General features: G+C 64.4%; 19 protein-coding genes. 15 read left to right on the top strand and 4 right to left on the bottom strand.

What is annotated here, in order from left to right; all coding sequences use genetic code 11:
- Positions 1 to 689 precede the first annotated feature (689 nt).
- The 11 genes from rplM (at position 690) to GO707_RS09565 (ending at position 14,322) form a co-directional block, all read left to right on the top strand.
- Positions 690 to 1,124, top strand: a complete 435-nt coding sequence (gene rplM, locus GO707_RS09515; RefSeq protein ID WP_022740957.1) for a 50S ribosomal protein L13 — start codon at positions 690 to 692, stop codon at positions 1,122 to 1,124.
- A 2-nt stretch (positions 1,125 to 1,126) separates the two neighbouring features.
- Positions 1,127 to 1,519 carry a 30S ribosomal protein S9 gene (gene rpsI / locus GO707_RS09520; RefSeq protein ID WP_022740956.1) on the top strand — a complete coding sequence of 131 codons (393 nt, stop codon included), beginning with the start codon at positions 1,127 to 1,129 and terminating at the stop codon, positions 1,517 to 1,519.
- A 242-nt stretch (positions 1,520 to 1,761) separates the two neighbouring features.
- Complete coding sequence (locus tag GO707_RS09525) at positions 1,762 to 3,255, top strand: hypothetical protein (protein WP_335878779.1); 1,494 nt, start codon at positions 1,762 to 1,764, stop codon at positions 3,253 to 3,255.
- Between the two features lie 121 nt (positions 3,256 to 3,376).
- Positions 3,377 to 5,038, top strand: a complete 1,662-nt coding sequence (locus GO707_RS09530; protein WP_157012882.1) for a molybdopterin-dependent oxidoreductase — start codon at positions 3,377 to 3,379, stop codon at positions 5,036 to 5,038.
- A 9-nt stretch (positions 5,039 to 5,047) separates the two neighbouring features.
- Entirely contained in the window at positions 5,048 to 5,857 is an 810-nt protein-coding gene (locus tag GO707_RS09535) for a molybdopterin-dependent oxidoreductase (RefSeq protein WP_114540627.1), read from the top strand.
- A gap of 6 nt (positions 5,858 to 5,863) precedes the next feature.
- The gene (locus tag GO707_RS09540; protein ID WP_114540628.1) at positions 5,864 to 6,154 is read left to right on the top strand and encodes a molybdopterin-binding protein; all 291 of its coding nucleotides are present in this window, start codon (positions 5,864 to 5,866) and stop codon (positions 6,152 to 6,154) included.
- Positions 6,155 to 6,459: 305 nt separating this feature from the next.
- A complete protein-coding gene (locus GO707_RS09545; protein WP_157012883.1) occupies positions 6,460 to 7,974 on the top strand; it encodes a rhamnulokinase in 1,515 nt (504 codons plus the stop codon).
- A gap of 245 nt (positions 7,975 to 8,219) precedes the next feature.
- Complete coding sequence (locus tag GO707_RS09550) at positions 8,220 to 9,473, top strand: L-rhamnose isomerase (RefSeq protein ID WP_157012884.1); 1,254 nt, start codon at positions 8,220 to 8,222, stop codon at positions 9,471 to 9,473.
- Between the two features lie 165 nt (positions 9,474 to 9,638).
- Complete coding sequence (gene rhaD / locus GO707_RS09555) at positions 9,639 to 10,571, top strand: rhamnulose-1-phosphate aldolase (RefSeq protein ID WP_157012885.1); 933 nt, start codon at positions 9,639 to 9,641, stop codon at positions 10,569 to 10,571.
- A gap of 26 nt (positions 10,572 to 10,597) precedes the next feature.
- A complete protein-coding gene (locus GO707_RS09560) occupies positions 10,598 to 11,959 on the top strand; it encodes an MFS transporter (RefSeq protein WP_114540632.1) in 1,362 nt (453 codons plus the stop codon).
- Positions 11,960 to 12,228: 269 nt separating this feature from the next.
- Positions 12,229 to 14,322 carry a glutamine synthetase III family protein gene (locus GO707_RS09565; protein WP_157012886.1) on the top strand — a complete coding sequence of 698 codons (2,094 nt, stop codon included), beginning with the start codon at positions 12,229 to 12,231 and terminating at the stop codon, positions 14,320 to 14,322.
- A 144-nt stretch (positions 14,323 to 14,466) separates the two neighbouring features.
- On the opposite strand, the gene GO707_RS09570 is transcribed toward GO707_RS09565, so the two are convergent.
- Complete coding sequence (locus GO707_RS09570; RefSeq protein WP_157012887.1) at positions 14,467 to 16,458, bottom strand: FAD-binding protein; 1,992 nt, start codon at positions 16,456 to 16,458, stop codon at positions 14,467 to 14,469.
- A gap of 287 nt (positions 16,459 to 16,745) precedes the next feature.
- On the opposite strand from GO707_RS09570, the gene GO707_RS09575 reads away from it, so the two are divergent.
- Entirely contained in the window at positions 16,746 to 18,362 is a 1,617-nt protein-coding gene (locus tag GO707_RS09575) for a helix-turn-helix transcriptional regulator (protein ID WP_198161070.1), read from the top strand.
- A gap of 7 nt (positions 18,363 to 18,369) precedes the next feature.
- Here the strand turns inward: GO707_RS09575 and GO707_RS12775 are convergent, their stop codons facing one another.
- Both GO707_RS12775 and GO707_RS09585 read right to left on the bottom strand, forming a co-directional pair.
- On the bottom strand, positions 18,370 to 20,427 hold the full coding sequence (locus tag GO707_RS12775) for a tetratricopeptide repeat protein (RefSeq protein ID WP_157012889.1): 2,058 nt from the start codon (positions 20,425 to 20,427) through the stop codon (positions 18,370 to 18,372).
- Positions 20,428 to 20,650: 223 nt separating this feature from the next.
- The gene (locus GO707_RS09585; RefSeq protein WP_232325773.1) at positions 20,651 to 21,427 is read right to left on the bottom strand and encodes a response regulator transcription factor; all 777 of its coding nucleotides are present in this window, start codon (positions 21,425 to 21,427) and stop codon (positions 20,651 to 20,653) included.
- A 117-nt stretch (positions 21,428 to 21,544) separates the two neighbouring features.
- On the opposite strand from GO707_RS09585, the gene GO707_RS09590 reads away from it, so the two are divergent.
- The 3 genes from GO707_RS09590 to GO707_RS09600 are packed head-to-tail and all read left to right on the top strand — an operon-like array spanning position 21,545 to position 24,516.
- Positions 21,545 to 22,489 carry an ATP-binding cassette domain-containing protein gene (locus GO707_RS09590; RefSeq protein WP_335878780.1) on the top strand — a complete coding sequence of 315 codons (945 nt, stop codon included), beginning with the start codon at positions 21,545 to 21,547 and terminating at the stop codon, positions 22,487 to 22,489.
- Positions 22,482 to 23,621, top strand: a complete 1,140-nt coding sequence (locus tag GO707_RS09595; RefSeq protein WP_157012891.1) for a hypothetical protein — start codon at positions 22,482 to 22,484, stop codon at positions 23,619 to 23,621. The genes GO707_RS09590 and GO707_RS09595 overlap by 8 nt, the downstream gene beginning before the upstream one ends.
- A 13-nt stretch (positions 23,622 to 23,634) precedes the next feature.
- Entirely contained in the window at positions 23,635 to 24,516 is an 882-nt protein-coding gene (locus GO707_RS09600) for a sensor histidine kinase (protein ID WP_335878781.1), read from the top strand.
- Positions 24,517 to 24,640: 124 nt separating this feature from the next.
- Here GO707_RS09600 and GO707_RS09605 read toward each other — a convergent pair whose 3' ends face one another.
- Complete coding sequence (locus tag GO707_RS09605; protein ID WP_157012892.1) at positions 24,641 to 25,165, bottom strand: hypothetical protein; 525 nt, start codon at positions 25,163 to 25,165, stop codon at positions 24,641 to 24,643.
- Position 25,166: the final 1 nt, after the last annotated feature.

Here is a 25,166-nt window from a genome sequence, read left to right on the forward strand (position 1 = left end):
ATCCACGGACATCTCGCCGGGCATCGAGAACCACAGATCCAGCGCATCCTGCTTGGCCCTCTTGTCGTACATTCGAACTCCCTTCCGGACACCTGGGTGTCCAACTTGGAGTCCGCACCCCCCTGGAGGGGTGCGAGGTTGCCAGCTGTGAAGGTGCTCCTGTACGCGCGATGCTCTGACCTGGGGTTTTTCAAGCGTCTTCCTGGAATGCGCCTCGTTGCTCAACCTTTAGACGCTCATAACCGTCAATCTCGTGCATTTTTCGACTGATTCGTCGACGGAGCGCAACGTGGCGGCCGTCCTTCCCTACTGCAGAGGGATCGTCTTTCTGTGCATGGTTCCCTTCTGCGGTGAAGTGCTCCCAGCCTGCCGCTCGGCAGTGGAGTTTTGGCGATTCTTCGCATTCTCGGAGCGGTTTCGTTGACATTCGCGCGCGGGCGGGTGAGAATGCAAAAGTTCGCTTTCAAAAGCCCCGTAAACGCATGGGTTCAAGGAAACGCAACCGCCGAGGGTTGTCCAGGCCCGAAGCACCGCGTGTCGGCGTAGGAAACCGACTTCCAAGGATCGTGCACTTTTGAAAACAAACACTCTGGCGGACGGTTCCACCCCGGCTATCGCGGCTGCCACGCCGACGCAGGGGAGGAGGCTTCAGCCGCCCGACAGAACCTGCAATCTATTGGAGGAAAACAGTGAAGACGTATCATGCAAAGCCCGGTGAGGTTGAGCGCGAGTGGGTCATCATCGACGCTGAGGATCAGGTTCTCGGTCGTGTGGCCACCAAGGCTGCTCAGATTCTGAAGGGCAAGCACAAGCCGCAGTACACCCCCCATGTGGACACGGGCGACTTTGTCATCATCATCAATGCTGACAAGATCAAGGTCACCGGTACCAAGGCTGCCACCAAGACCTACTATCGTCACAGCGGGTTCCCGGGTGGGCTCAAGCAGGAGACGTTCACCGAGGCCATGACCAAGCACCCCGAGCGCGTCATCGAGCATGCCGTCAAGGGCATGCTGCCGAAGAACACGCTGGGCCGTGCGATGGGCAAGAAACTGAAGGTGTACGTCGGCGCTGAGCATCCCCATGCCGCTCAGCAGCCCCGCAAGATCGATCTGGAGGGTTAATCATGGCAGATGAGGCTTTGTACTACGGCACCGGCCGCCGCAAGAACGCGGTGGCGCGCGTCCGTCTCGTTCCCGGCACTGGCAAGGTGACCATCAACGGTCGCGACGGCCAGGAGTACTTCGGCCGCGAGGCGCTGTTCAACTACGCGATGACCCCCTTCAAGGTGACCGACACCACCGGCCACTTCGACGTGAAGGCTCGCATCGACGGCGGCGGCGTGTCCGGTCAGGCTGGCGCTCTGCGTCACGGCATCTCCCGCGCTCTGCTGGAGGCCGGCGACTACCGCGCCGAGCTGAAGAAGGCCGGCTACCTCACGCGTGACGCTCGTATGGTGGAGCGCAAGAAGTACGGTCTGAAGAAGGCCCGCAAGCGCCCGCAGTTCTCCAAGCGCTAAGTTTGGAGCCGCGCATCGTTTATCGGTGTTGCCGCAATACTGCAACCGAAAGCCCGCTGTCCGCAGCGGGCTTTTTTGTGCCCAGATACTTTCGCGATGGGCGGAAAGGCTTCCCGAGGGGGCGCCGAGGGGGTGGTAAAAACTTTCTAGCGCGCGCCCAGCCTCTTGAAGTGGGGCGCGTCTTTCTGAGAACATAGCTTCGTTCGGAGGAAAAATGGGAGAGCAAAGGGGAGGGGACAATCGTGGAATCCAAACCGGCATTTCGCTCGGCACCGCTGCTCGATCGGGCTCTGCGCATCGCCTCCCAGCGGGCGCAAACCTACGACAGTTTGGCGGAATCGCTCGGTGTCACTCCCGAGGATGCGGCGCTGTATTGGTTTTCCATCAACAGCTTGCGCCGCGGTCTCGGGCACGATCTGCCGCCGCTTTCGGCTTCGGCCCGCTGTTGGTACGATCCCACTTGGCACCTGGAGGCTCTTCTCGAAACGTTCCAGATCAACGAGGGGCTTGCGTCCCATTACGGGCGCATCTTCTACGATCCGGAAGGCGGCCATCTGGAGCTGAATATGGCGGCCAACGAGGTGGTGTACGCCATCGGCCTCGAGCATCCCGACATCGATGTCGCGCGGCTGCGGCGCGTGTGCGTGCATGCCTGCGAGCCGGAATGCGGTATCGAACTTCTGGCGGCCAATGCCGGCAAGGTGCTGCTGTCAATAGAGGAGTACCGCGACGAGGCGATCACCCCCGCTTTCGTTGAGATGCTCTACGCCAGGCTGGTGGCCGGCATCGAGGCGGTTCCCGAGGACGTTTCCGCTCGAGTCGAGGGACTCGAGCTGCTCTGCTCGTTCATCAATGGGGACACCGGCCCCCTCAAGGGCCAGTGCGGCGACCATCGCCTTATTGTGGCGCTGACGGCTCTGTTCTTCGTGAGCACATCGGGTATGTTCCCTGTGGGCAATGCCCCGTTCGCCTACCTGCTGTACTTGCTGCTCCTTCATCGCTCGGGCTACCATTTCTCGGCCCATGTCCCCGTTATGCGCTTGCTCTACGGTACCGACAGCGCCCTGTGCGCCCAAGAGCGCGGGCGCTACGCCGCCGAGGCGGACGCGCCGACGCTGCCGTTCGAGCCGGGGGATCTGGCCGTGGAATACGACGGCACCTACGATTGGACGTTCGTGTTCGAACGTGCCGTCGAGCTTATTTTGGAAGAGCAGCGCTGGGTGATGACCAAACTCGAGGGCATGAGCCGGCGACGCGATCGGCTGCGCGCCATCATCGACGCCGACGGCTCGATGAACGCCCGCCAGAAGGAAGTGCTGCTCGAGGCGGTGCTGCATAGCAACGCGGAATTCACCTACGACATCCATATGAGGCGCTATGCCATTTCCTATCCGAGCGCCCGCAGCGATTTCGGGCGCCTGATGGATCTGGGCTTTCTCCAACAGAGCGACGATGGCGTGCGGCACTTCTTCTTCGCCAACGACGACTTGCACGAGCGGTGCCGGGCCTATTTGCGCGAGCATTGCGCCGAAGCCTATCTGCATTACTACGACGACGAGGGGCGGCTGCGTCCGGAATTTCGCGCTACCGACGAGGCTTCCGCGCTGTACAACCGCGACATCGGTTTCTACGAGAAGGCGCTGCTCGACAAGATGTACACCGAGCACTACGACTTTCGACGTGCCTCTATCGCCGACAGCGACGGCCTGATACGGCGAAGTCCAACCCGGGATTAAGCGCTGCGGCCGCACACGGGTGCCGGCGCAGCGCCCATTCCAATTCCATCAAGTTTCGAAAGCCCGGAAAGGAGGCGCGAAGCGTCAGGGGAACCTATTTTCCAAAACCTAAGGAGGAGCTATGAGAGAGCAAGCAACGAGAACGGGGCGGCGCTCGCGCAAGGGGATTGCGTGCGCGGCGGTGCTCGCGTGCGTTTTGGGAGCGGGATGCCTGGCCTGGGGCTGCACTCCGGCTGCCGCGCCGAGCGATGGGGCCGACAAGACGGCTGACTCCACGACAACAACCGAGCCGGCACCGGCGACAAGTGACGGCTACAGCGATCAGCTGGCCAGTATCAGCGGGTTCCCCACGGAGGGCCGCTTCGTGGACGGCGTGACCGCCCTGCCCGGTTTCTATAAGAACAGCGAGAAGAACGCCGCCAACGCCGAGGCCAACGAGCCGCTTCGCTACACCGACCGCAACGGGTTCACCGTGCAGCCAGTGCCTTCCGACGATCGCGCGTTCAACATTACGTACCTGAACGCCGAGAACCGCGGCTGCACCTCGTGCCACACGCTTGAGAGCGCCATCATGAGTCTGCCCACCTACCATCGCCTGATCTTCTTCGGCTATCCCACCGAGCAGACCTTCGCGAACTGCATTGCGTGCCATTCCAAGACCTACCAGGGAACGAACTACCTGGGCGAGGCCATCCACAACACCCACATGACGAACGCGATGTTCACGAGCCAGGGCGGCACCTGCTTCTCGTGCCACTACAACGACGTGGAGACGCAGACCCTCGGCCGTTGGGACGACTACAAGTACAACCTCTACCACGGCATCACCGACGTGGCCGCCGAAGAGGTCCAGGTGACGACGAGCTACGACCAGACCACGATCACTCCGGCCGAGAATCGCTTCTTCAAGACGGTGAAGGACGAGCCGTCCGAGTGGCTCGTGGACGACACACAGGTGGATCCGTCCATCTACGAGAACTGGACCGTCTCCATCGACGGCGACTGCGACAATCCGGTGACCATGACCCTTCCCGAGATGGAAGAGCAGTTCGGCACCGTGAAGCAGGTCATGAAGATGGACTGCACCATCAACGGCGTGGGCCAGGCCACCATCATGCAGAGCGAGGTGGAGGGCATTCCGCTGTCGAAGGTCATCGAGTTCGCGAAGCCCAAGGCCAGTGCGAACATCGTGAGCCCCATCGGCTCGGATGGCTACGACTACGCCCAGATGCCCATCGATTGGGTGGTGGACAACAACGCCATCCTCGTCACAAAGATGGATGGCGAGACGCTGCCGAACACCCAGGGCTACCCCTGCATGGTGTGGGTGTACAACACCTCCGGCGGCAATTTCGTGAAGCGCATCAGCAACCTCACGTTCATGACTCAGCCTGAGGATGCCGCCATGAGTCAGGTGTACCTGGGCGAGTTCGCCGACGACTGCACGGGCGAAGTGTACTCCAAGCCCAACAGCGGCGTGCTGAACTACCCCACCAATGTGGTGCTCACGGGCGACGAGGCCAAACCGGTGCATCTGGAGGGCTTCGCCGACGCGTGGAACGAGCCCATCAAGAAGCTCGAGTTCTCCTTCGACCACGGCGCGACCTGGACGACGCTGGACACGCCGAATAACGATTCCAAGTACTGGACCTACTGGCGCATGGACTTCACGCCGCCCGAGGCCGGGACGTACCTGATGGATATCCGCACGACGAGCATCGCGCCGGACGGCTCCGATCACGTGAGCCAGTACGATACCCAGTTCATGTTCACGGTGGAGTAGGGGGAGACCATGAAAGATTTGAAATCGAAGGGCCGGGCCGCGGCTGGCGCCTTGGCGAGTTTGACGATGATCGCGTCCATGTCGGCGGTGCCGGCCTTGGCGGTGGCGCCGGGCGATGGCGCTGACGGGAATGCAGCCGCCGACCCGCAAGCGGAGGTGGGCGAGAACGCCGCCGTGGCCGGTGCGGTGAAGGTGGCCCGAGCCGAGGGCGTCTTCTCCTACGACCAGGAGGCCGTCACACCCAACGAGACGATCCGCACGATGTTCCAGAAGGCTGTGCGCGTGGTGTGCGGCGCTGGTATTGCGTTTGCTTCGGAGAACCCGCTCGACTGGCAACTGACGGTGTCGGGCGCGGTGAATGACGCCTACACCGCCTCGGTGGGCGATCTTGCCGGCGACGAGTCGGTGCAGCAGAAGATGACGTGCACCTGCGGCGGCAACCCTGCGGGCGGTCGCGCCATCGTTACGGCGAACGTGAAGGGCATTCCGATCGAGTCCATTCTGGAGCGCGCCGGCGTGCAGCCCGGGGCCAACGCGGTGACGTTCGTGTCGGCCGATGGCACCGAGACCATGCTGCCGCTCGGCTACGTGATCGGGCGCCACGGCGTGCTCAGCTACGAGATCAACGAGGAGGCGCTCACCGCCTCGGTGGGCGGGAGCAACCAGCTGTGGATGACCCGCACGCCCGCGAACTACTTCGTGCGCGATGTGGTGGAGATCGTGGTGTCGGCCGAGGACGAGGCGCCGGCCGTGCCCGGCGAGGCCGACGAGCATCCCAACAGCCCGAACGCCGGCGTGCTGACAGGCGCGCAGGAGTAGATCGCGATGATAGCGCCGCTGTCGGTGGAGGTGGGGCGCCCGGTGCGCTTCGAGGGCTACGCCGAGGACTACGGCGTGCCCATTGTAACGGTGCAGTTCTCGTTGGACGACGGCGAGAACTGGACCGACTACGACGTGTCCGCCTCCACGGGCGATCGATGGGTTCACTGGACGTTCGAGTACACCCCCGAGGTGCCGGGAACCTACTGCCTGCTCGTGCGCTCGGTCAACGAGCGTGGCGGGGTAAGCCCGGAGCCGGATACCGCTACCTTTATCGCCTTCGCGCCGGAAGGCTAGGGGCGGCTGTTTGAAGCTGCACGATTGGCTACAAGGGAGGGCATCCGAGCAGGTGTTCTCCCTCGAGGGGCCCGGTTCGTCCGGGCCCCTTTCAATGACGACCCATGAAGTCATTGTTGTTGATTTGTTACAGGCCGCCACCTCTTTGGGCGCGCGCCCTTGCAGAGGGCCCCTTTGCTGGTACACTGTGCGCCGCATTAATGGCTTGTGCGTTTTCCCAGGTAAAAGTTGAGAAATACGCTCATGGTCAGCGGGGTTCGCCCAAAACGGGGGCCCTGTTGGCGTGCGAAGATAGGAATGGCGACATGGCGCATTCTGCCCGTGATCTGCGGCGCGACTGCTATGCGGCGGTGGACATCGGAGCCTCCTCGGGCCGCGTGGTGGTGGGCTTTGTGGAAGACGGCCGCATCCATTTGGAAGAGGTGCACCGATTCGACAACCGCCAGGTGCGCCGGGGCGGCCACGATTGCTGGGACATCGACCTGCTCTACGGCGAGCTCGTGCGCGGGCTTGCCCTGTGCAAGGAGGCGGGGTTCGCGCCGAAATCCGTCGGCATCGACACCTGGGGCGTCGATTTCGTCCTGCTGGATGCTGACGACAACCTGGTGGGCGACGCCGTGGCCTATCGCGACGAGCGCACTCAGGGCATGTTCGAGGTGGCCGACGCCATCATGAGCCCCGAAGAGCTCTACCGCCGCACGGGCATCCAGCGCCAGCCCTTCAACACCATCTATCAGTTCCTGGCCCTGCAGCGCGAGAACCCCGAACAGCTGGAAGCGGCTGAGACCTTCCTTATGATCCCCGATTACCTGGGCTTTCTGCTGACCGGCGAGAAGGCCCTCGAGTACACCAACGCCTCTACGACCGGCCTTCTGAACGCCGAGACCGGCGCTTGGGACGAAACGGTGCTGGCCCGCTTCAACATCCCGCGGCGCCTCTTCCGCAACGTCACCATGGCCGGGGCGTGCCTGGGGCCGGTGAAGCCCTCTATCGCCGAGAAGATCGGCTACGACACGTGCGTGGTGCTGCCCGCCACCCACGACACCGGCAGCGCGTTTCTGGCGGTTCCCGCGTGCGATTTGCCCGCGGTGTTCCTCTCCTCGGGCACGTGGAGCCTGCTCGGCGTGGAGAACCGCAGCCCGCTCACCACGGCGGCGGCCTACGGCGAAAACTTCACCAATGAGGGCGGCTACCACTTCCGGTACCGCTTCCTGAAGAACATCATGGGGCTGTGGATGATCCAATCCATTCGCCGCGAGCTGAACGGCATCACCTACGTTGTGGACGAGAAGGCCATCCGCAAGGGCCGCCTGCACCAGTACATGCGTGTGGAGGGCCTCGGTCAGGAAGTGGGCTTCGAGGATCTTATCCGCGCCGCTGACGAGGCGGAATGCGCGGGCGTTCAGGCTTCTATTGTGAACGTGAACGACGATCGGTTCCTCTCGCCTGATTCCATGATCGAGGAGATTTTGGAAGCCTGCGAGGAGACGGGCCAGGCGGTGCCGCAGACCTTGGGCGAGCTGATGCTCTGCGTCTACGAGAGCCTGGCGCGCTGCTACCGCGAGGCCGTGGAAGGCTTGAGCTCGCTGGCGGGACACGGCTACAAATCCATCAACATCGTCGGGGGCGGCTGCCGCGACGGCCACTTGAACCGCCGCACTGCCGAGGTGTGCGGCCTTCCCGTGTACGCCGGTCCCGTGGAGGGCACCGCGCTCGGCAACCTAGCCGTGCAGATGCTCGCCGACGGGGTGTTCCCGCACCTCAAGGCCGTCCGCGCTGCCATCGCGGAGTCCTTCGACGTGCAGAAGGTGGAACCGTGATGGCCTCGCTTGCATTCGGCGGTTTCGCGAGGTGCCCCGATTCCTTGGCCCTGGTTCGCCTGGTGACAAAATGTGGCGTCGAAATGCACAAAAATCGAGATATATAGCGTTTCGAAAGGGAAGAGAGCAGTGGGAAACGCTATATAAGTCGGAAAACCTGCAATTTCGCCCGAACGAACGCTATATAAGTCGATTTTTGTGCACGAACAAATAGTTTCTTGATACGGCAACAGAAAGGAAACCCGATGACTACCATGTACGATTTGGCCCGCGAGGAGTACGCCGCCCTCGGCATCGATACCGAGGCGGTGATGGAAAAGCTGGCCGCCAAGCCCATCTCGGTGCACTGCTGGCAGGGCGACGACGTGCTCGGCTTCGACCAGGAAGGGGGCCTTTCCGGCGGCATCCAGGCTACAGGCAATTATCCCGGTCGCGCCCGTACCTTCGAGGAGCTGACCTGTGACTTCGAGGCCGCCATGGCCCTCGTGCCCGGCGCCAAGCGCATCAACCTGCACGCCTCCTACGCCGTCTTCACCGACGAGAACCCCTGGGTCGACCGCGACGTCCTGGAGTACAAGCACTTCGAGCCCTGGGTCGCGTGGGCGAAGGCGCACGGCTACGGCATCGATTTCAACCCCACCATCTTCGGCCACCCCATGATGAACAACGAGCTGTCGCTGTCCTCGCCTGATGCGGCGACGCGCGACTTCTGGATCCGCCACTGCAAGGCCTGCCGCAAGATCTCCCAGCAGATCGGCGAGGCGCTCGATGACCAGACGCTCTGCAACATCTGGATTCCCGACGGCCTGAAGGACGTGCCCGGCGACCGCTTTGGCCTGCGCGAGCGCCTGCGCGATTCCCTCGACGAGATTTACGCCGTGAAGTACGACCGCGTCATCGACTCCTGCGAATCGAAGGTGTTCGGCATCGGATTGGAATCGATGACCGTGGGTTCCAACGAGTTCTACCTGGCCTACGCCGCCACGCACCCCGGCGTGTACGATCTGCTGGATCTGGGTCACTTCCATCCCACTGAGAACGTGGCTGACAAGCTCTCGGCCCTGCTGCTGTTCTTCGACAAGGTGCCGCTGCACGTGACGCGCCCGGTGCGCTGGGACTCCGACCACGTGGTGCTCTTCGACGACCCCACCAAGGAAGTGGCCATGGAGATCGCCCACATCCCGGGCGCGTGGGAGAAGGTCATCATCGGCCTCGACTTCTTCGACGCCTCCATCAACCGCGTGGGCGCCTGGGCCACGGGTACACGCGCCATGGAAAAGTCGCTGCTCTACGCGCTGCTGCAGCCGGGCGAGCGCCTGAAGGAGCTGCAGGACACCTACCAGTTCACCGAGAAGATGATGCTGGCCGAGCAGGCGAAGAGCATGCCCTTCGGTGCCGTGTGGGACGAGTACTGCCGCCGCGCCGGCTGCCCGCTCGATGGCGAGCTGTACCCGGCCGTGGCCGCCTACGAGGCCAAAGTCCTGCCCGAGCGCGTGTAGCTCAACCAAGGTCGAGCTAAGCGAGAACACGGGGTGTTCTGACCGAGCGAGTTCCGCAACGACTGAAACAGCCCAGTGGGCTGTTTCACAAAGCGAGGACTGTTTGAGCGAATCAGAATACCGCGTGGTCTCGCCCCCGAGGAGTTTCAAGCAAGGAGCAACGATATGGCATTTTTCGATCAGGCACAGGAGATGCTTTCCCAAGGCATCGACACGGCGCGCGGGGCGATGTCCGGCGTGGCCATGGAGCAGCTGGGGTTCGTGCGCGGGTTCGTGCGCCTGTGCAACGATGGCTGGGAGCAGGGCTGGCACGAGCGCAACGGCGGCAACCTCAGCTACCGCCTGCGTCCCGAGGATGTGGATACCGCCCGCAAGTTCTTCGACAAGGAGCCGCGCCCCTGGACGCCCCTCGGCGTTGAGGCGCCGACTATGGGCGGTGTGTACTTCCTCGTCACTGGCACCGGCAACTACATGCGCAATGTGGCGTCCGATCCCTCTCGCAACATCGGCATTGTGGAACTGTCCGCGGCCGGCGACGCCTACCGCATCGTGTGGGGCCTCGACGACGGGGGCCGTCCCACGTCCGAGTTCCCGACCCACGTCATGAACCACGCCGTGCGCGCTGCAGCCACCGACGGCGCCTGCCGCGTCATCTACCATGCGCACCCCACCAACATCATCGCGCTTTCCTGCCTGTTGCCGCTGGACGCGCGCACGTTCACGCGCGTGTTGTGGAAGGCCATGACCGAGTGCGTCGTCGTGTTCCCGGCTGGCGTCGGCGTGGTGCCCTGGATGGTGCCCGGTGGGGCCGACATCGCCCGGGCCACCTCCGAGCAGATGAAGACCTTCGACGCGGTGGTGTGGGCGAGTCACGGCCTGTTCGTCTCCGGCGCCGACTTCGATAGTACCTTCGGGCTTCTGCACACCATCGAGAAGGCCGCCGACATCTACGGGCGCGCCCGCGCCATGAACGGCGGCTCGGGCGAATTCCTGAACACCATCACCGACGAGGGGCTGCGGCAGATCGGCCGCGAGTTCAACGTCAAGATCAACGAGGCCATGCTGGATTTCCCCGCGGCTTCGGCGACCGACAACTAAGCAACTAAGAAAGGGTCTGCAAAACTATGGCTCTGTCCCAAGAGAAAAAAGGCACCATCGCCGTATCACTCACCAACTTCCTCGACTCCGGCTGCATCGTGGCCTCGGGTGTGGCGCTGGCGGCCTGGGCGATTGCTTTCAACTTCGACAACGTGTGGGTGTCCATCTTGGGCGCCGTGGGCGCGAATGCCTTCGGCGCGGCGGTGGGCGCGCTCATCGGTGGCTTTCTGGCCGACCGCTTCGGGCGCAAGTTCATCTACACCTATAACCTGCTCGTGTACGCCACGGGCGTCTTCCTCATTATGTGCGCGGTGAACCTGCCCATGCTCTGCGCCGGCATCGTCATTTCCGGCCTGTCCGTGGGCGCCGGCGTACCGTCGTCGTGGAGCTACATCTCCGAGATGTCCTCCTCCACGAGCCGCGCCGCCAACATCGGCATCAGCCAGTTCGCCTGGTCCTGCGGCCCGGCGGTCATCTTCCTCATCGCGCTTTTGTTCTCGTTCATCTTCCCCACCTTCGGGCCGGATGGCGCGCTTCTGCCGGCGGGCACCTACGGGCCCTTCGACGGCCTGTTCGCCATGCGTCTGTTGTTCCTCATCCTGTTCGTGGTGGCGCTCATCGCGTGGAATCTGCAGCGCAAGCTGGAGGAGTCGAAGGACTGGACGGAAAAGCAGTCCGCGGCTGAGGGCAAGCGCGACACCTTCATCCAGATGATGGGCCGCGCGCTGACCAATTCGGTGAACGTGAAGTCTATCGTGTTCCTGGTGGCGGTGTACCTGACGTGGAACATTGTGGCCGGCACCATGGGCCAGTTCATGCCCTACATGTACGCGGCGGCCGGGCATTTGGACGACACGACCATCTCGCTTCTACAGGCGGTCATGTGGATCCTCACGGCGGTGGGTTCGCTTGCCATCTTCTCGAAGTTCGGCGACAAGATCCCGCATCGCATCCTGTTCGCGGCCACGGCCGTGATGGCGCTGGCGGCCTGGGTGGTCATGGTGTTCTTCGGCATGCAGCTGGAAGCGGGCACGGCCGATAGCTGGGGCTGGCTTCTGTGGGTGTTCGTGGCGCTGTGGGGCATCTCAGCCGGCTTCTCGGCCCAGTGCTTCTATGCGCTGTGGTCGACGGAGCTGTTCCCGACGCTGTATCGCGGCGGCGTGCAGGGCATCATGTTCTTTTTGGTGCGCGGCGTGCTGGGCATCTGGTCGCTCGTGGCCGTGGCGGGCCTCGGCGTGGAAACCCCGGCGGGCTTCGTGACTGCCGGCATCATCATGTGCGGCTTCCTTCTGGTGTCGCTCGTGGTGGGCGTCATCTGGTGCCCCAACACCCAGGGCCGCACCCTGGACGAGATCACCGAGGAACGCTACGGGAAACATATCGATTAGCTGCACCCTAGGCACACCGTCGTGTTGCGCCGAATACGCGCTGCCATTTGTCGAGCGCGATCTTAATTCCTCAACGACCCTGCCTCGGCGGGGTCGTTTTGCGTGGGGCGTGAAAACGAACCGCCCCTTTCGTAACGTCGGTTTCGCTTACCAGAAAACTCCTCGAAACAATGCGCCATTAACTTGGAACGTGCCGGGTGCAGCCGTTGCGGTGGCTCCGACGTGGTATCTTATTCCGATCATCGACCCGAGTGAGGAGCGAACCCGTTATGTCGAAAGTGACCGATCTGTACGGCTCCATGGTGTTCAACGAGCATGTGATGCGCGAGCGTCTGCCGAAGACCACCTACAAGCAGCTGATGAAGACCATCAAGGAGGGCGCGCCCTTAAACGAGGACGTGGCCAACGTCGTCGCCCATGCCATGAAGGAGTGGGCCATCGAGAAGGGCGCTACCCATTACACTCACTGGTTCCAGCCGCTGACGGGCATCACCTCCGAGAAGCACGACAGCTTCATCGATCCCACCGATGACGGCTGCGCCATCATGACCTTCTCCGGCAAGGAGCTCATCCAGGGCGAGCCCGACGCCTCCAGCTTCCCCTCCGGCGGCCTGCGCGCCACCTTCGAGGCCCGCGGCTACACCGCGTGGGATCCCACCTCCTACGCCTTCATCAAGGACGAGGTGCTCTGCATCCCCACGGCCTTCTGCAGCTACACCGGCGAGGCGCTCGACAAGAAGACGCCGCTTCTGCGCTCCATGAAGGCCATCGAGACCCAGGGACGCCGCGTGCTCGATCTGTTCGGCGACGATTCGTCCGACCGCGTGACCACCACCCTCGGCGCCGAGCAGGAGTACTTCCTCATCTCCGAGAAGGACTATGAGAAGCGCCTCGACATCATGCTCACGGGCCGCACGCTGTTCGGCTATCCGCCGGTGAAGGGCCAGGAGCTGGAGGAGCACTACTTCGGCGCCATTCGCCCCACGGTGAACGAGTTCATGAAGGAGCTCGACGATGAGCTGTGGGCGCTGGGCATTTCCGCGAAGACCAAGCACAACGAGGTGGCTCCGGCCCAGCACGAGCTGGCGCCCATCTTCGCCGAGACGAACCGAGCGGTGGACGAGAACCTGCTCACCATGGAGAAGATGAAGCTTCTGGCCAGCCACTACGGCCTGGTATGCCTGCAGCACGAGAAGCCCTTCGAGTCCATCAATGGGTCGGGCAAGCACAACAACTGGTCCATTTCCGCCGGTGGCCGCAACTTGCTGGATCCCGGCGAGAACCCCATGGAGAACCTTCGCTTCCTCGTGTTCCTCACCGGCGTCATCGAGGCAGTCGACGAGTACCAGGAGCTTTTGCGCATGTCGGCGGCGAGCGCCGGCAACGACCATCGCCTCGGGGCCAACGAGGCGCCCCCGGCCATCGTGTCCATGTTCCTCGGCGATGAGCTGGGCGCCATCGTCGATGCGCTCATCGACGATCACGACTACACCTCGGCCGAGCGCGTGTCCATGGACCTCGGTGTGGACGTGCTGCCGAACTTCATCAAGGACAACACCGACCGCAACCGTACGAGTCCCTTCGCGTTTACCGGCAACAAGTTCGAGTTCCGCATGCCCGGGTCCGCCCAGAACCTCTCCGACGTGAACATGGTACTGAATACGGCCATGGCTAAGTCGCTGAAGGAATTCGCCGACCAGATGGAAGGCAAGACCGGCGAGGAGTTCGAGGCAGCCGCCATCGACTACATCAAGCGCACCCTGCGCGACCACGAGCGCATCATCTTCAACGGCGACGGCTATTCGGCGGAATGGGAGAAGGAGGCCGCTCGCCGCGGTCTGGCCAACCATCGCACCACGGCCGATGCGCTGCCCTGCCTGATCGATCAGAAGTCCATCGATCTGTTCACCGAGTTCGGCGTGCTCACCGAGGACGAGATCCGTTCCCGTTACGAGGTGAAGCTGGAGAAGTACAACAAGATCATGAACATCGAGATCCGCGCCATGAAGCGCTTGGTGCGCCGCGATTACCTGCCGGCCATCAACCGCTACGCCGCCAAGCTCGCCAACGGCATCACGGCCATCAAGAACGTGCTTCCGGAGGGCGACACGTCGTTCATGAAGGACAAGCTGGAGAAGCTCGTGGCCGGCGCCGCCGAGATCAACCGCCAACTGGAGAGGCTGCACGAGCTGCATTACGCCTCTCTGGAAGTGGAGGATCAGCAGAAGCGCGCCGACATGAACGCCCACGAGATCATTCCCGTGATGGACGCCCTGCGCGCGGCCGTTGACGCCATGGAGATCATCGTCGAGCGCGAAGCGTGGCCGGTGCCCACTTATAATGAAATCCTGTTTTACGCGTAAGAGTTAGCAGTCATTAGATAGAGGAGAGAAGGCCTCCCGGAGTGGGAGGCCTTCTCTTATGCTCGGGGGCGCCTGACGGAGGGGGAGGAGGGAGCAGGCGCTCCGAGTCGGCGGAAAAGCCGGGTGTCGCGACGGGCCGGGCGCTTAGGCGGGCGCACCGCCAACAGGGGCATCGCCGTCGGCCGGGGCGCCGCCCTCTGCGGGTGCGCCGCCGTCGCCGGCAGGAGCGCCGCCTTCGGCAGGAGCGCCGCCCTGGCCGGGAGGCGGTCCTTGCATACCCTTGTCGGACTGCTTGATGTCGGCGTTGCCGGCACCCAGGGTGCAGTAGCGGTCGAAGTCCTCGGTGGCCAAAAACTCGCCCAGGGTGTAGCCGAGGCACAGGCACATGCCGATGGATACGCCGTTCATGATGCCGTTGTAGCCCATGGGGAAGCGGCCGCCGGAATTGTTGCCGCAGGCGAACAGGCCCTTGATGGGCTCGAAGCCCTGGCCCTGCACCTGCTGGCGCCCGGTAACGAGCAGGCCCGAGGTGGCCACGAGCGAGCCGCCGCCGATGCGCTTGCCGCAGGGGTAGCCGTAGAAGGGGCCCTGCTTGATGGGCCACATGGTCTCGGGATCGCGGCCGAACTCGGTGTCCGCACCCGCGTCGCCGGCGGCGTTCCACTTCTCCACGGCGGCCAGTGCGTTGGCCTTCACGCCCTCTTCCATGCCCATGAAGTCGCAGAGCTCCTCCAGGGTGTCGGCGCAGTAGAGGAACTTGCCGGAGGTGTCGTCGCCCTCGGCGCCCGAGCCGATGGCCGCCTCCATGGTGGCCTCCATGTTCGCGACGGTCTCGGCGTCCCATTCCTTGGGGGCGAGGTGCCCCGCCAGCTGGTTCAGGAACACTTCCTTCCAATCGCCGCCCCAGATAAGATAGGCTCGGTCGCCCGGCTCGCGGGCTCCGGCGCAGCCGGACAAAAGCGGGCCGCCGAAGGCCTCGTTGCAGTAGCGCTCGCCGTACTTGTTGAGCCACAGGCACTCAATGCCCTCCATGGGGGACAGCGGGATGAAGGCATGGCTGCCCATGTCGCCGCCGGTGGCAATCTCCACCTTGGCGCCGATGCGCATGCCCATGGCGATGCCGCTGCCGTCGCGACCGGACATGGCCGCGCAGTCCTTGTACTCGCCCAGCTCGTAGTTCTCGCGGCAGATGGCGTTGTACATGGCGGAGTTGCTGCCGATGTCGCCGCAGGCCAGCACCACGGCGTCGCCATTGTACTGGTGGTACTCGCCGGTGTTGGAGTCCTTGGCGATAAGGCCGGTTACCTCGGTGCCGTCCTCGTTGTGCACGAGGCGCACGCCGGCCTGGCCGTAGACGAACTGAGCGCCGGCGGCCTTCGCCTTGTCCTGGGAGCGCTTCACGGCGTCGGTCATACCCACCGAGCCGCCGAACTGGCAGGTGCCCACGTAGGAGGTGAAGCCGTTCTTCTTGTACTGGTACCCGTCCACCACCGGCCAGTTGAGCGGGATGAGCTCGTCTTTCTCCTGCTCGGTATACCCGTCGATGAACCAATCGAGCGCCTCGCCGGAGCGATTGGCGAACTGGGAGATCAGCGTCGGTTGGGCGCGGCCGGCGGCGTACATCTGGTACTCGTTCATGAAGTCGACGACGGAGTACTCCGGAATGCCCACCCGGTCGACCTGCCAGGAGGAGTTCAAATGCCCGATGTCGTTGCCGAGCGCGCTGAAGGTGTCCTCGGGCTGCATCTCCACGACCACGACCTTCTTCCCCAGCTCGCTGGCGCGGCGGGCCACGGCGGTGCCGGCGTGGCCCGCGCCGCAGACGACGATGTCCGCGTCGGTCACGCTGGCGATGGCGTCATCGGCGATCTCCGGCTCCTCGCCGAGCCAGCCGGCGCCGAGCACCTCGCCCATGGTCTTGCCCTCGTTGCCCGTGGCGGCTGCGGCAGCCCCGGTCTCGGCCATGGCCGCGCCGCCCTTGGCCGGAGCGTCGCTCTCGGCGGCAGGTGCCGGGCTGCATCCGGCGATCATGCCGGCACTGGCGGCGCCCATGGCGAGTACGCCGGCCCCGGCCAGGAAGTTGCGGCGGCTGAGCGGAATGCGCCCGCGCAGGCCGTCGTCATGATGGTTCGTCATCGTCCCATCCCCTTTCCTTCGGTTTCTCAGATCTGCACGACCAGGTTCTCGCGCGATCTCGGTTCGTGGCCGCCTTTTCGGCGCGGCCGCAATCGACTATGCACGGCCCAGCGGCTCCCATCCATACCGACGAGGTGGTGAAATGGGACAAATCTCCCTCACCACGAGAAGGTGAATTTTCCATTTTCCCTGGTAGATTGCGCAAGAAAATTTCAGCCCCGCACGGGTGCACGACGTATAATGGCGAGGGGAGCCAATGGATGGAACGGGCGAGGGAGGCGCGAATCATGGCTGAGACGCAAAGCAGCGATGAGGTTCCGGACATGGAAGAGCGGGAGGGGAAAAGAGGAAGATGTATGGCCGGGGCGCCGAATGTCGCCGCGCCGACACGCGAGCCCTTTCTCGTTGTGACGCTCGATGGTGCGAAGGCGCGGCTGCTTGTCGGGCTCGCCGCCTTCGTTTCTTGGACGAACCTGCTCATTTGCTTCGAGGGGCTTCTGCGCGACACCGTAATCTATGGCGGCGGAGTCGTGCGCGATCCGTTCTTCGTCGCCGCGTGCGTCCTGGCGGTGGCGGGGCTCATCGTCGCAGCGCTCTGGCCCGGCCCCCGCAAACGGGTTGCCGAGGAAGGGGAGGGACGTCCGCGTCGTTGGCGCCGCTTCCTGGCCGCCGCTGCCGTGCTCGGGGCGGCCTGCGCCGTGGGCGGGGTGGCCCTCAGCGCCCTGGCCACCTCCAACGGTCCGGGCATGTGGCTTCTCGCCATGGTGCTCGGAGCGGGCGCCGGCTGTTTCATCGCCGTCTTCACCCTGGCCTGGGGATCGGTCATCGCCGTCTTCGACATGCGGGAGATTCTCGTGGCGCTGTGCGCGGCGCTCTGCGTGCAATGGGTTCCCTTCGTGGCTGTGGGGTTCATGGGGGCGGTGGCCAAGGGCGCGCTCGCCGGAGTGTTGCCGCTGCTGTCGTGGTGGTGCTTGCGCGGGTTCGGTGACGAGCTGTCCGAGATAGTATCCGCGGTTGCGATTCGTCCAGCGTCCACGATGCGCCCGACGGTACCCGCGGGCGCGGACGTCGGTTCGGATCACGTGACGGCACGGCTGTCCGGGGCGCTTTTCTGCTTCGCCTTCACCGTCGAGTTCGTGTGGACCTGCAACGTGGTCATGACGAGCGAGCCGTTGGACGAGGGGCTGTTCTGGCTCGTCTATGTTTGCGTGCTGGGGGCGGCCATTCTCGTCATGGGCGTCATTTTGGGATTGATGGAGCGCTGGCGGGCCTACCGCATGGAGCTGTTCTACCGCGCTGCCTTCGCCTTGGCCGTGATGGGATCGGTGGCGCTGCCGCTGTCCTATCACCACCTGTTCTTCTCCTACGCGGTGGTGTATGTGGCCTATGCGCTCATCAGCGCTACCATGTGGATTCTCGCCTGGGCCGTGGTGTTCATGCGCAAGCTAGCTCCGCGCCGGGTCATCGGCTGCGTCTTCGGGCTTCAGTTCCTGGCGCTGCCCTGCGGGTTCGCGGCGGCGAAGCTCATGCAGTGGTACGCCGCGGGCCACATCGGCGCCGAGCTTCTGCCTTATGTGGGGTTTGCTGCCGTCACGGTGCTTGTGGTCGCCTACGTCTTCGTGCTGCCCGAGCGCACCCTGCTCCTGCTTTCCCCGCGGTTGCTGAAGCTGTCCCACGAGTCGCTGGACGACCGTTGCCGTGATGTGGCCGCCGCCTTCGGCCTCACGGAGCGCGAGTACGAGATATTCATGCTGCTGGCCCGTGGCCGCGACGCAGGTTATATCGAGAAGACGCTGTTCATCTCTCGAAACACCGTGAACACCCATCGCAAGAACCTCTACCGCAAGTTAGGCATCCACACCCAGCAGGAGCTTCTATCCCTTATCGAGGACAGCCTAAGTTAGGGATCCTCTACACCCCTTGGCGGAGGCTGGCGGCTACGGCGTGGAGGATGTCGTTGCGCTGGGTGCTCGCCACGAGGCTCGCCAGAGGGGCGGCGGCCAGCGGCATGTTGGCGTCACACAGCTCGATGAGCGCGCGGCCCACCACTTCCATCACGTCGTCCAAGGGCGCCAGGGGCACGCCGGCCGTGCGCAGGCAGGCCACAGGGTCCCAGTCGCTGCCGGGCACGCTGTTGCCCATCTCGCTCACCAAGTCGTTGCGTTCGCGCAGGGCGGCCTCGCCCATGGGGCTTGCCTCCGGCACGCGCAGGTAGCAGGCCAAAGCCTCGGGCAGACGGCCCGTCTGCCAGTAGGCGAAGGCCAGCCGGTAGTACACGTAGGCGATATCGTTGCCAGTGACGGCCACGCGCAGGGCCTCCCGGGCCACGTCGATGATCCGATCGTAGTGGTCGCCCTCGGCGAAGCAGGTGATGAGGTCGTTGTAGGCCGGGGCGCTCGTGGGGGCCAGTTCGATGCAGGCGCGGGCCTGGGCCTCGGCCGCATCCAAATCGCCCATGTCGCGGTAGATGCGCGAGAGCGACGAGCGGGCCGCCTGACCGATGTCCGAGGCGCGCACGTAGCGCACGGACGGGTCGCTTTCCACGAGGCTCGTCAGATAGCGGGCGAAGACGTTCTCGCAGTACAGGATGCGGCGCGGCTCCGAAGGCTGGGCGAGGTCGTCGGCCACGACATCGGCCGCCGCGGTGGCGCTCGTCTCGGCCACGATATCCTCCAGCTGGGCCACGGCCAGAAGCAGCGAGTCGTCCTTCTCCTCCATGATGGCGCGGTAGCGGCCCCCCAGTTCGGCGTCCTGCTCGCTCATGACGTCCAAGTCGCTCACGATGTCGGCGTGCAGCATGCCGCGAAGATCTTCCGGCAAGGGACGTGTGTCCTCTGCCACGGGGGTGTAGGGAACCGACAGCTCCACGGCCAGCGGCTTGACGGGCTGCAGGTTGCCCTCGCCGTCGATATTGGCGGCAAACTGAGTCAGGTGCAGCATATCGAACAGCGTTGCCGGGTCGCATTCGGTGGCCGGCGCGGAGAACTCGCCGCTGCGGATCTTCGCCATGGCGCCCATGGTGAAGGGGATGCGCCCGAACTCCAGAGACAGCACGTTGGCCCCGGCGATGGAGCCCTCGCGCCCGTTCACGACGACGCGCGTCACGCCGACGGAAGTGCCGAAGGCCGCGGCGGCGATGAGGGCCGCCAGGCGCAGGGCGTAAGCGGCCGCGGCGGCGGGGCGTTGCGCGGTGCAGTCGATCCACTGGCCCGCATCTCTGCTGAAGCGGGATTTCGGGAACACGTCGGGGGTGGGCAGCGACACGCTGGCCACAATAGTGCCCGTGCCGGCATCGCAGGCGAAGCGGTATTCCAAGCGGAAGGGGAGTACCATGGCCTCGCAGGCGGCGGCCAGGCGCGTGGAGAGATCCCAGTTCCCGCCGCGGGTGCCCGTCGTGCCGTACTGGGTGTCCAGCTTGTTGTCGCGTTCGGCGGCGGTCAGGTAGTCGTTGGCGTCGTTGGCGATGGAACGCAGCACCTGCCAATCAAGCTCGCTGCAGGCGCCCTCGGTCGTGGCACTCGCAAAGGCGGTGCCCTCGTCGCCTTCCAAGGTCTTCGAAATGAGGGCCAAACGATCGAGCACGGACTCGATGCGCAAAATGGTGCCGCGGTTGCCGGCCGAAATCGTGCTGTCGTCGAAGATGGACCAGAACAGTCCCGTGGTGTTCAGGCGGCGCAGCTCTACCGGATGCTCCACGGCGATGGCGCGCAGACTGGGCGCCTCGGCCTCGGAGAGCAGGCGGGCGGCGTAAGCGTCGAAGCCCGAGGACGACGTCGGGTCGCCCGGATCGGCCATGGACACGCGGAACAGCAGCCCGTCGATGGCGTCGGGCAGCGGGGTGGCGGTGAACTCCGCCAGCGCGTCGCGGGTGGTGCGGCCCGAGGCAGTGGCGCCGGCCGCGTTCTGGGAGCCGCCGTCTTTGGCGGACTCCTCGGGGTTGTTGCCCTTTTTGCGGAAGAAGTCGAACACGGCGGAACCTTTCACCGGAGTAGTTGGATAAGTCTGCCCATTGTCCCACAGTGCGCGGCGTTTCACCGTGTCAACTTGGGAGAAAGTGCCAGACCATCACGGTTTTCAGGGGATTTGCGAGCTTAATTGACGGGAAAGGGGGTGAGGTCAACAACATTCATGAGCAAAAGCATCAGGAATGTTAGCGAGCGATGTGCAGTGAAGCCCTCTGCGGCGCCGCCCGTCAGGCATTGTGCAGTTTGTAGCCCATGCCCCACACGGTTTGCAGGTAGCCGTCGGTGCCCGTGGGCTTCAGCTTGCGGCGCAGGTTCGACACGTGCACGTTCACCGTGGAGTCCTCCACCGAGTAGGGCTCGCCCCACGCCAGCTCGAATAGCTCCTGCTTGGTGAACACCTTCTGCGGCCGCCCCATGAGTAGCTCTAAAATGTTGAACTCCGTGCGCGTGAGGGCCACTTCCTCGCCGTCGACGCGAAAGACGCGCCCGTCGGGATCCAGCTCCCAGCGGCGGAAGGCGAGCAGCCGCTGGTAGCCGCCCGCGTCTGTGGCACTCGCGCCCGTCCCGGTGTTCGCGCGCTCGGCGCGGTGGCGCCGCTGCACCTCGATACGGGCCTGTAGCTCGTCTAAATCGAAGGGCTTGGTCAGATAGTCGTCGGCGCCGGCTGAAAGCAGCGCGATCTTGTCAGCGGCGGTGATGCGCGCCGAAATGACAATGATGGGAAGCGCGCTGTCGGCGCCGCGGATGGCGCGCACGATCTCCTCGCCGGGGACGCCGGGCAGCATGAGGTCGGTGATGACCACATCCGGGCGCTGCTCGCGCAGAAGCATGAGGCCCTCGGTGCCCGAGAAGGCCTGGCGGCAGCGGTAGCCGCGACGTTCCAGATGCGCGCAGACCACCTCGTTGATAGAGGGGTCGTCCTCGATGATGAGTATGTCGGCAACGGTTTCCACGGGAAGCAGGATAATACGCGCGGATGCGTTGGCGTCGGCATCTTCAAACAATCTTAACGCTTCGCCAGAACTTTCTTTAATTCCCCGATTCAGACTGAAAGCCGTAGGAAATGCGGTATAAGCGAGAAAGGACAAAGCGATGGGATGTATGCGAGAAGGGAGACGGCCGTGAATGTCATTGAAGCGCGCGGGCTGACCAAGGTCTACGACGGTCGGGCTGTGGTGCGCGATTTCGCCATGACCGTGGCTGCGGGCGACATCTACGGCTTTGTGGGGAAAAACGGCGCTGGCAAATCGACGGTCATGAAGATGATCTGCGGCGACGCCCTTCCGACGGCTGGTGAGGTCGTTCTGTTCGAAAGCGATCGAGCCGCGGCGGGGGCCGCGGGCGCTGCGGGGCCGGATGAGGGCGGCGTGCGGCGCATCGGCGTGCTGATCGAAGAGCCGGGGCTGCTTTTGAACCTGTCGGCCTACCGGAACCTCATGGCGAAGGCACTCGCCTGGGGCATCGTGGACGGTCCGGCCCGCTGCGAGGAGGTGCTCAGGCTCGTGGGGCTCTCCTCGGTTGGCAACAAGAAGGTGCGCGGGTTCTCGCTCGGCATGAAGCAGCGGCTGGGGCTCGCCATGGCGCTGCTCGGCAGCCCCGATGTGCTGCTGTTAGACGAGCCTTTCAACGGGCTCGACCCCGAGGCGACGCGCGCCATGCGCAACCTCATCGTGCGCGTGAACGAAACCTTGGGCATCACGGTGGTCGTCAGCTCGCATGTGCTCGATCAGCTCGATCGCATGGCCACGCGCTACGGGGTCATCGCCGACGGGCGCATGGTGCGCGAGATGACGGCCGAGGAGGTGGCCGCCGAGTGTCGCAGCAGCCTGCGCGTTCGCACCGAGAGCCCGGCCCGGGCGCTGGCACTTTTGGAAGAGGCGTATCCCGCGCTCGCCTTCAAGGCGGAGCCGGACGGGGCCATTGTTATTACGGGGGACTACGACGATGGTGCTATCAGCCGTCTGCTTGCCGGCGCCGGCGAGGTGGTGCGCGAGCTGTCCCAAGGCCACCGCGATCTGGAAGAGTGCTTCGTGGAACTGATGGAAGGGGGCGCGCAGTATGTTTAACCTGTTGAAGAGCGATATCTACCGCCTGGTGCACGGCAAAATGCTCTGGGTGGCCGCTATCGTGCTGGTGGCTCTGTCCGCTCTGGCCGCCGGCATGATGCACTGGGTGTCCTCGCCGGAGTTTCTGCGCATGACGGCGACGAGTTTCGAGATGACCGTGAACGTCAGCGACGGGGTGACCGGCGGGGCCGGCGTCCTGGGCGAAGGAGATGCTGCCGCTGCGAATGCATCAGCGGAAGCTGCGGCTGCGGCCGGCGCCTCGGGGCGCGGCCTGTCGCTGGATGAGCTGGACACGCTAGGCGCTGCCGAGGCCGCCGGATCGGCCGAATCCGAAGAGGACAGCGTGCGCGACGATGAGACGGCGAGCGATTCCGCATTCGCCTCGAGCGAGCTGCGGGATCTCGTCGCTGACAATCCCGAGGCGCTCAGCGACGCCGATTTCGAAGGAGTGTCCCGCGACATGCGCACCCTGGCCTCGCCGGCCGATATGCTGGGAGATATGGCGGTGTCGGGAGGGGCGCTGGCCATGGTCGTCTCGCTGGTGACGGCACTCTTTCTTGCCCAGGACTTCTCCATGCGCTTCGCGCGCAACTTGGTGATGGATCGCCGGGGGCGCGTGCGCTACTACGGCGAGAAGCTGGTGCTCGTCGGTCTTCTCGCGGCCTTCTATCTGGCCGTGGTCGCCCTGGCCGGAGCCGCGTCCTTCGCGGCGGCAGGCTTCACCTATGCGGCGGCAAGCCCGTTGGGCGACCTGGCGCTCTTCCTCGGGCTGGCCTGGCTTTTGGCCTTCGCCTACGGGTGCACGACGGCGGTCATCGTGTGGGCGAGCCGCAGCGCCGGGGCCGGGGTGGCCTGGGCGCTCGTGGTCAGCTCCGGCATCGCCGGCTCGCTTCTCGGCCAGGTGCTGCTTCTGCTGGGCCGGGGCGTGCCCTGGATCGGCGCGTTGGAGCCGTGGATGCTCGCCTCCTGCATGCAGAATGTGGGCAATCACGCCTCGACGCTGCTCGCGACGCCTGCTGCCGCCCCGCTGACCATGGCGCCCCTCGCTGTGCAGGTGCTCATCGTGGGCACCGCCGCGGTCGCCCTCTGCGCCGCGCTGACGTTCGGCCCGCTGCGGAAGCGCGACTTGTAGAGAAAGGAGCATCGTGACGCTTGCCATATGCTTCGGGGGCCTGGCGCTCTGCGGGTTCGCGCTGGTGCTGCTGTACGGCCACGAACTTCGCCGCATGGCCCGCTTCCTGCGGAATCGCGACGGGCGCTCCAATAGCCGCTTGACCACCGAAATGCCCGGACCCGGGTTCGCCGATCTGGCTCGTGCGGTGAACGGCACGCTGGATGCCGCCGACCGGCGCGAGCGCGAGCGCGCCGCCGAGCAGCGCCAGTTCCAGCGCGATCTGGCGAGCCTGTCCCACGACATTCGCACGCCGCTCATGGGTGCGAAGGGCTATGTCTCCCTGGCCGCCGAGGAGCCGGACGATGCTCGCCGCGCCCATTACCTGCAGGCAGCCGAAGCGCGCCTGGCCGACATGGAGGGCCTGCTGGACGCGCTGTTCGCCTACGCCCGCGCCACCGATGCCGCGTCCGATCTGGATAGGCGCCCCCTTGTCGTTCTGCCCGTGCTCGCCGATGTGCTCACTGGCCAGTTTCCCGCTTTCGAAGAGCGCGGCTGGGAGCCGGCGGTGGACTTTCCTGACGAGTCCCTGGTGGTCGAGGCTGACAGCGAGGCGCTGGCTCGTATGTTCGAGAACCTGGTGAGCAATGCCCTGCGCTATGGAGCTTCTGCGCCGTCCATCGTGCAAAGGGGCCGTAGCTTGACCTTCTCCAACAAGGTTCCCGACCCGGCGGCTATCGACGTCAACCGTCTCTTCGAGCGCTTCTACCGCGCCGATGTCGCTCGCGCCCAAGGAGGCGCAGGCCTGGGCCTTGCCGTGGTGGCCAGCCTCGCTACCGCCCAGAACATAGAGGTTGAGGCCTCTTTGGAAGGCGACGAGCTCTTCTTGACCCTCGTCTTTCCCGCCACCTCCTAAGAGGCGCAGTAGGAGAGAAGGGCACATCTGGATTCACAAGGGCCGCTATCTGCCGCAATGAAAGCGGGGCTGCAACCTCACGTGAGGTTGCAGCCCCGTGTCGTTCTGCCCGACCCTGCGTACGCTAGAGTGCGGCGATTTCGCGGTAGGCGTTCATGGCCGTCTTGCGGCTCATCTTCGACGTGTCCCCTTTGAGGAAGGCGTAGAAGTTGCCCTTGTTCAGGCGGGTGACGCGGCAGGCCTCGGCGCGGGTCATGTTCTTGTCGGCCAGAAGATCGCCGAAGGCGGTTGAGACGTACTTCAGGATTTTGCGGTCGACCTCGATGCGCGAGGAGTCGGTGCGCCATTCGACGAGGATGGTTTTGAACGGGTCGCCGTCGGACAACATGCCCAAGTACACCTCCAGCGGACGCCCTGACGCATGCCAGTGTTCGACGAACCCGTCGAACATTTCGGCCGCTTTCGTGCCCTCCGCGCGTCGGAGCAGGTATTCCTCGCGTCCGTCGCAGATCGCAAGCAGAAGAAGCGGCGCGAATGCCTCGGGATGCGCATCCTCGGCGGCGGCGAAGAACTTCTTCGTGCTTGTAGTGTTTAAACCGGTCAAACCTTGGCAGCGTTTAAGTAGGAAATAGCGGAATGAACAGGCCATA

The organism is Adlercreutzia rubneri (assembly GCF_009755265.1).
Classification (GTDB): Bacteria; Actinomycetota; Coriobacteriia; order Coriobacteriales; family Eggerthellaceae; genus Adlercreutzia; species Adlercreutzia rubneri.

Excerpts from the sequence above, each read along its gene's own strand:
- rpsI (WP_022740956.1), top strand. The coding sequence starts at position 1,127 with ATGGCAGATGAGGCTTTGTACTACGGCACCGGCCGCCGCAAGAACGCG.
- GO707_RS09530 (WP_157012882.1), top strand. The coding sequence starts at position 3,377 with ATGAGAGAGCAAGCAACGAGAACGGGGCGGCGCTCGCGCAAGGGGATT.
- GO707_RS09535 (WP_114540627.1), top strand. The coding sequence starts at position 5,048 with ATGAAAGATTTGAAATCGAAGGGCCGGGCCGCGGCTGGCGCCTTGGCG.
- GO707_RS09540 (WP_114540628.1), top strand. The coding sequence starts at position 5,864 with ATGATAGCGCCGCTGTCGGTGGAGGTGGGGCGCCCGGTGCGCTTCGAG.
- GO707_RS09545 (WP_157012883.1), top strand. The coding sequence starts at position 6,460 with ATGGCGCATTCTGCCCGTGATCTGCGGCGCGACTGCTATGCGGCGGTG.
- GO707_RS09550 (WP_157012884.1), top strand. The coding sequence starts at position 8,220 with ATGACTACCATGTACGATTTGGCCCGCGAGGAGTACGCCGCCCTCGGC.
- rhaD (WP_157012885.1), top strand. The coding sequence starts at position 9,639 with ATGGCATTTTTCGATCAGGCACAGGAGATGCTTTCCCAAGGCATCGAC.
- GO707_RS09560 (WP_114540632.1), top strand. The coding sequence starts at position 10,598 with ATGGCTCTGTCCCAAGAGAAAAAAGGCACCATCGCCGTATCACTCACC.
- GO707_RS09565 (WP_157012886.1), top strand. The coding sequence starts at position 12,229 with ATGTCGAAAGTGACCGATCTGTACGGCTCCATGGTGTTCAACGAGCAT.
- GO707_RS09570 (WP_157012887.1), bottom strand. The coding sequence starts at position 16,458 with ATGACGAACCATCATGACGACGGCCTGCGCGGGCGCATTCCGCTCAGC.
- GO707_RS09575 (WP_198161070.1), top strand. The coding sequence starts at position 16,746 with ATGGCTGAGACGCAAAGCAGCGATGAGGTTCCGGACATGGAAGAGCGG.
- GO707_RS09595 (WP_157012891.1), top strand. The coding sequence starts at position 22,482 with ATGTTTAACCTGTTGAAGAGCGATATCTACCGCCTGGTGCACGGCAAA.
- GO707_RS09605 (WP_157012892.1), bottom strand. The coding sequence starts at position 25,165 with ATGGCCTGTTCATTCCGCTATTTCCTACTTAAACGCTGCCAAGGTTTG.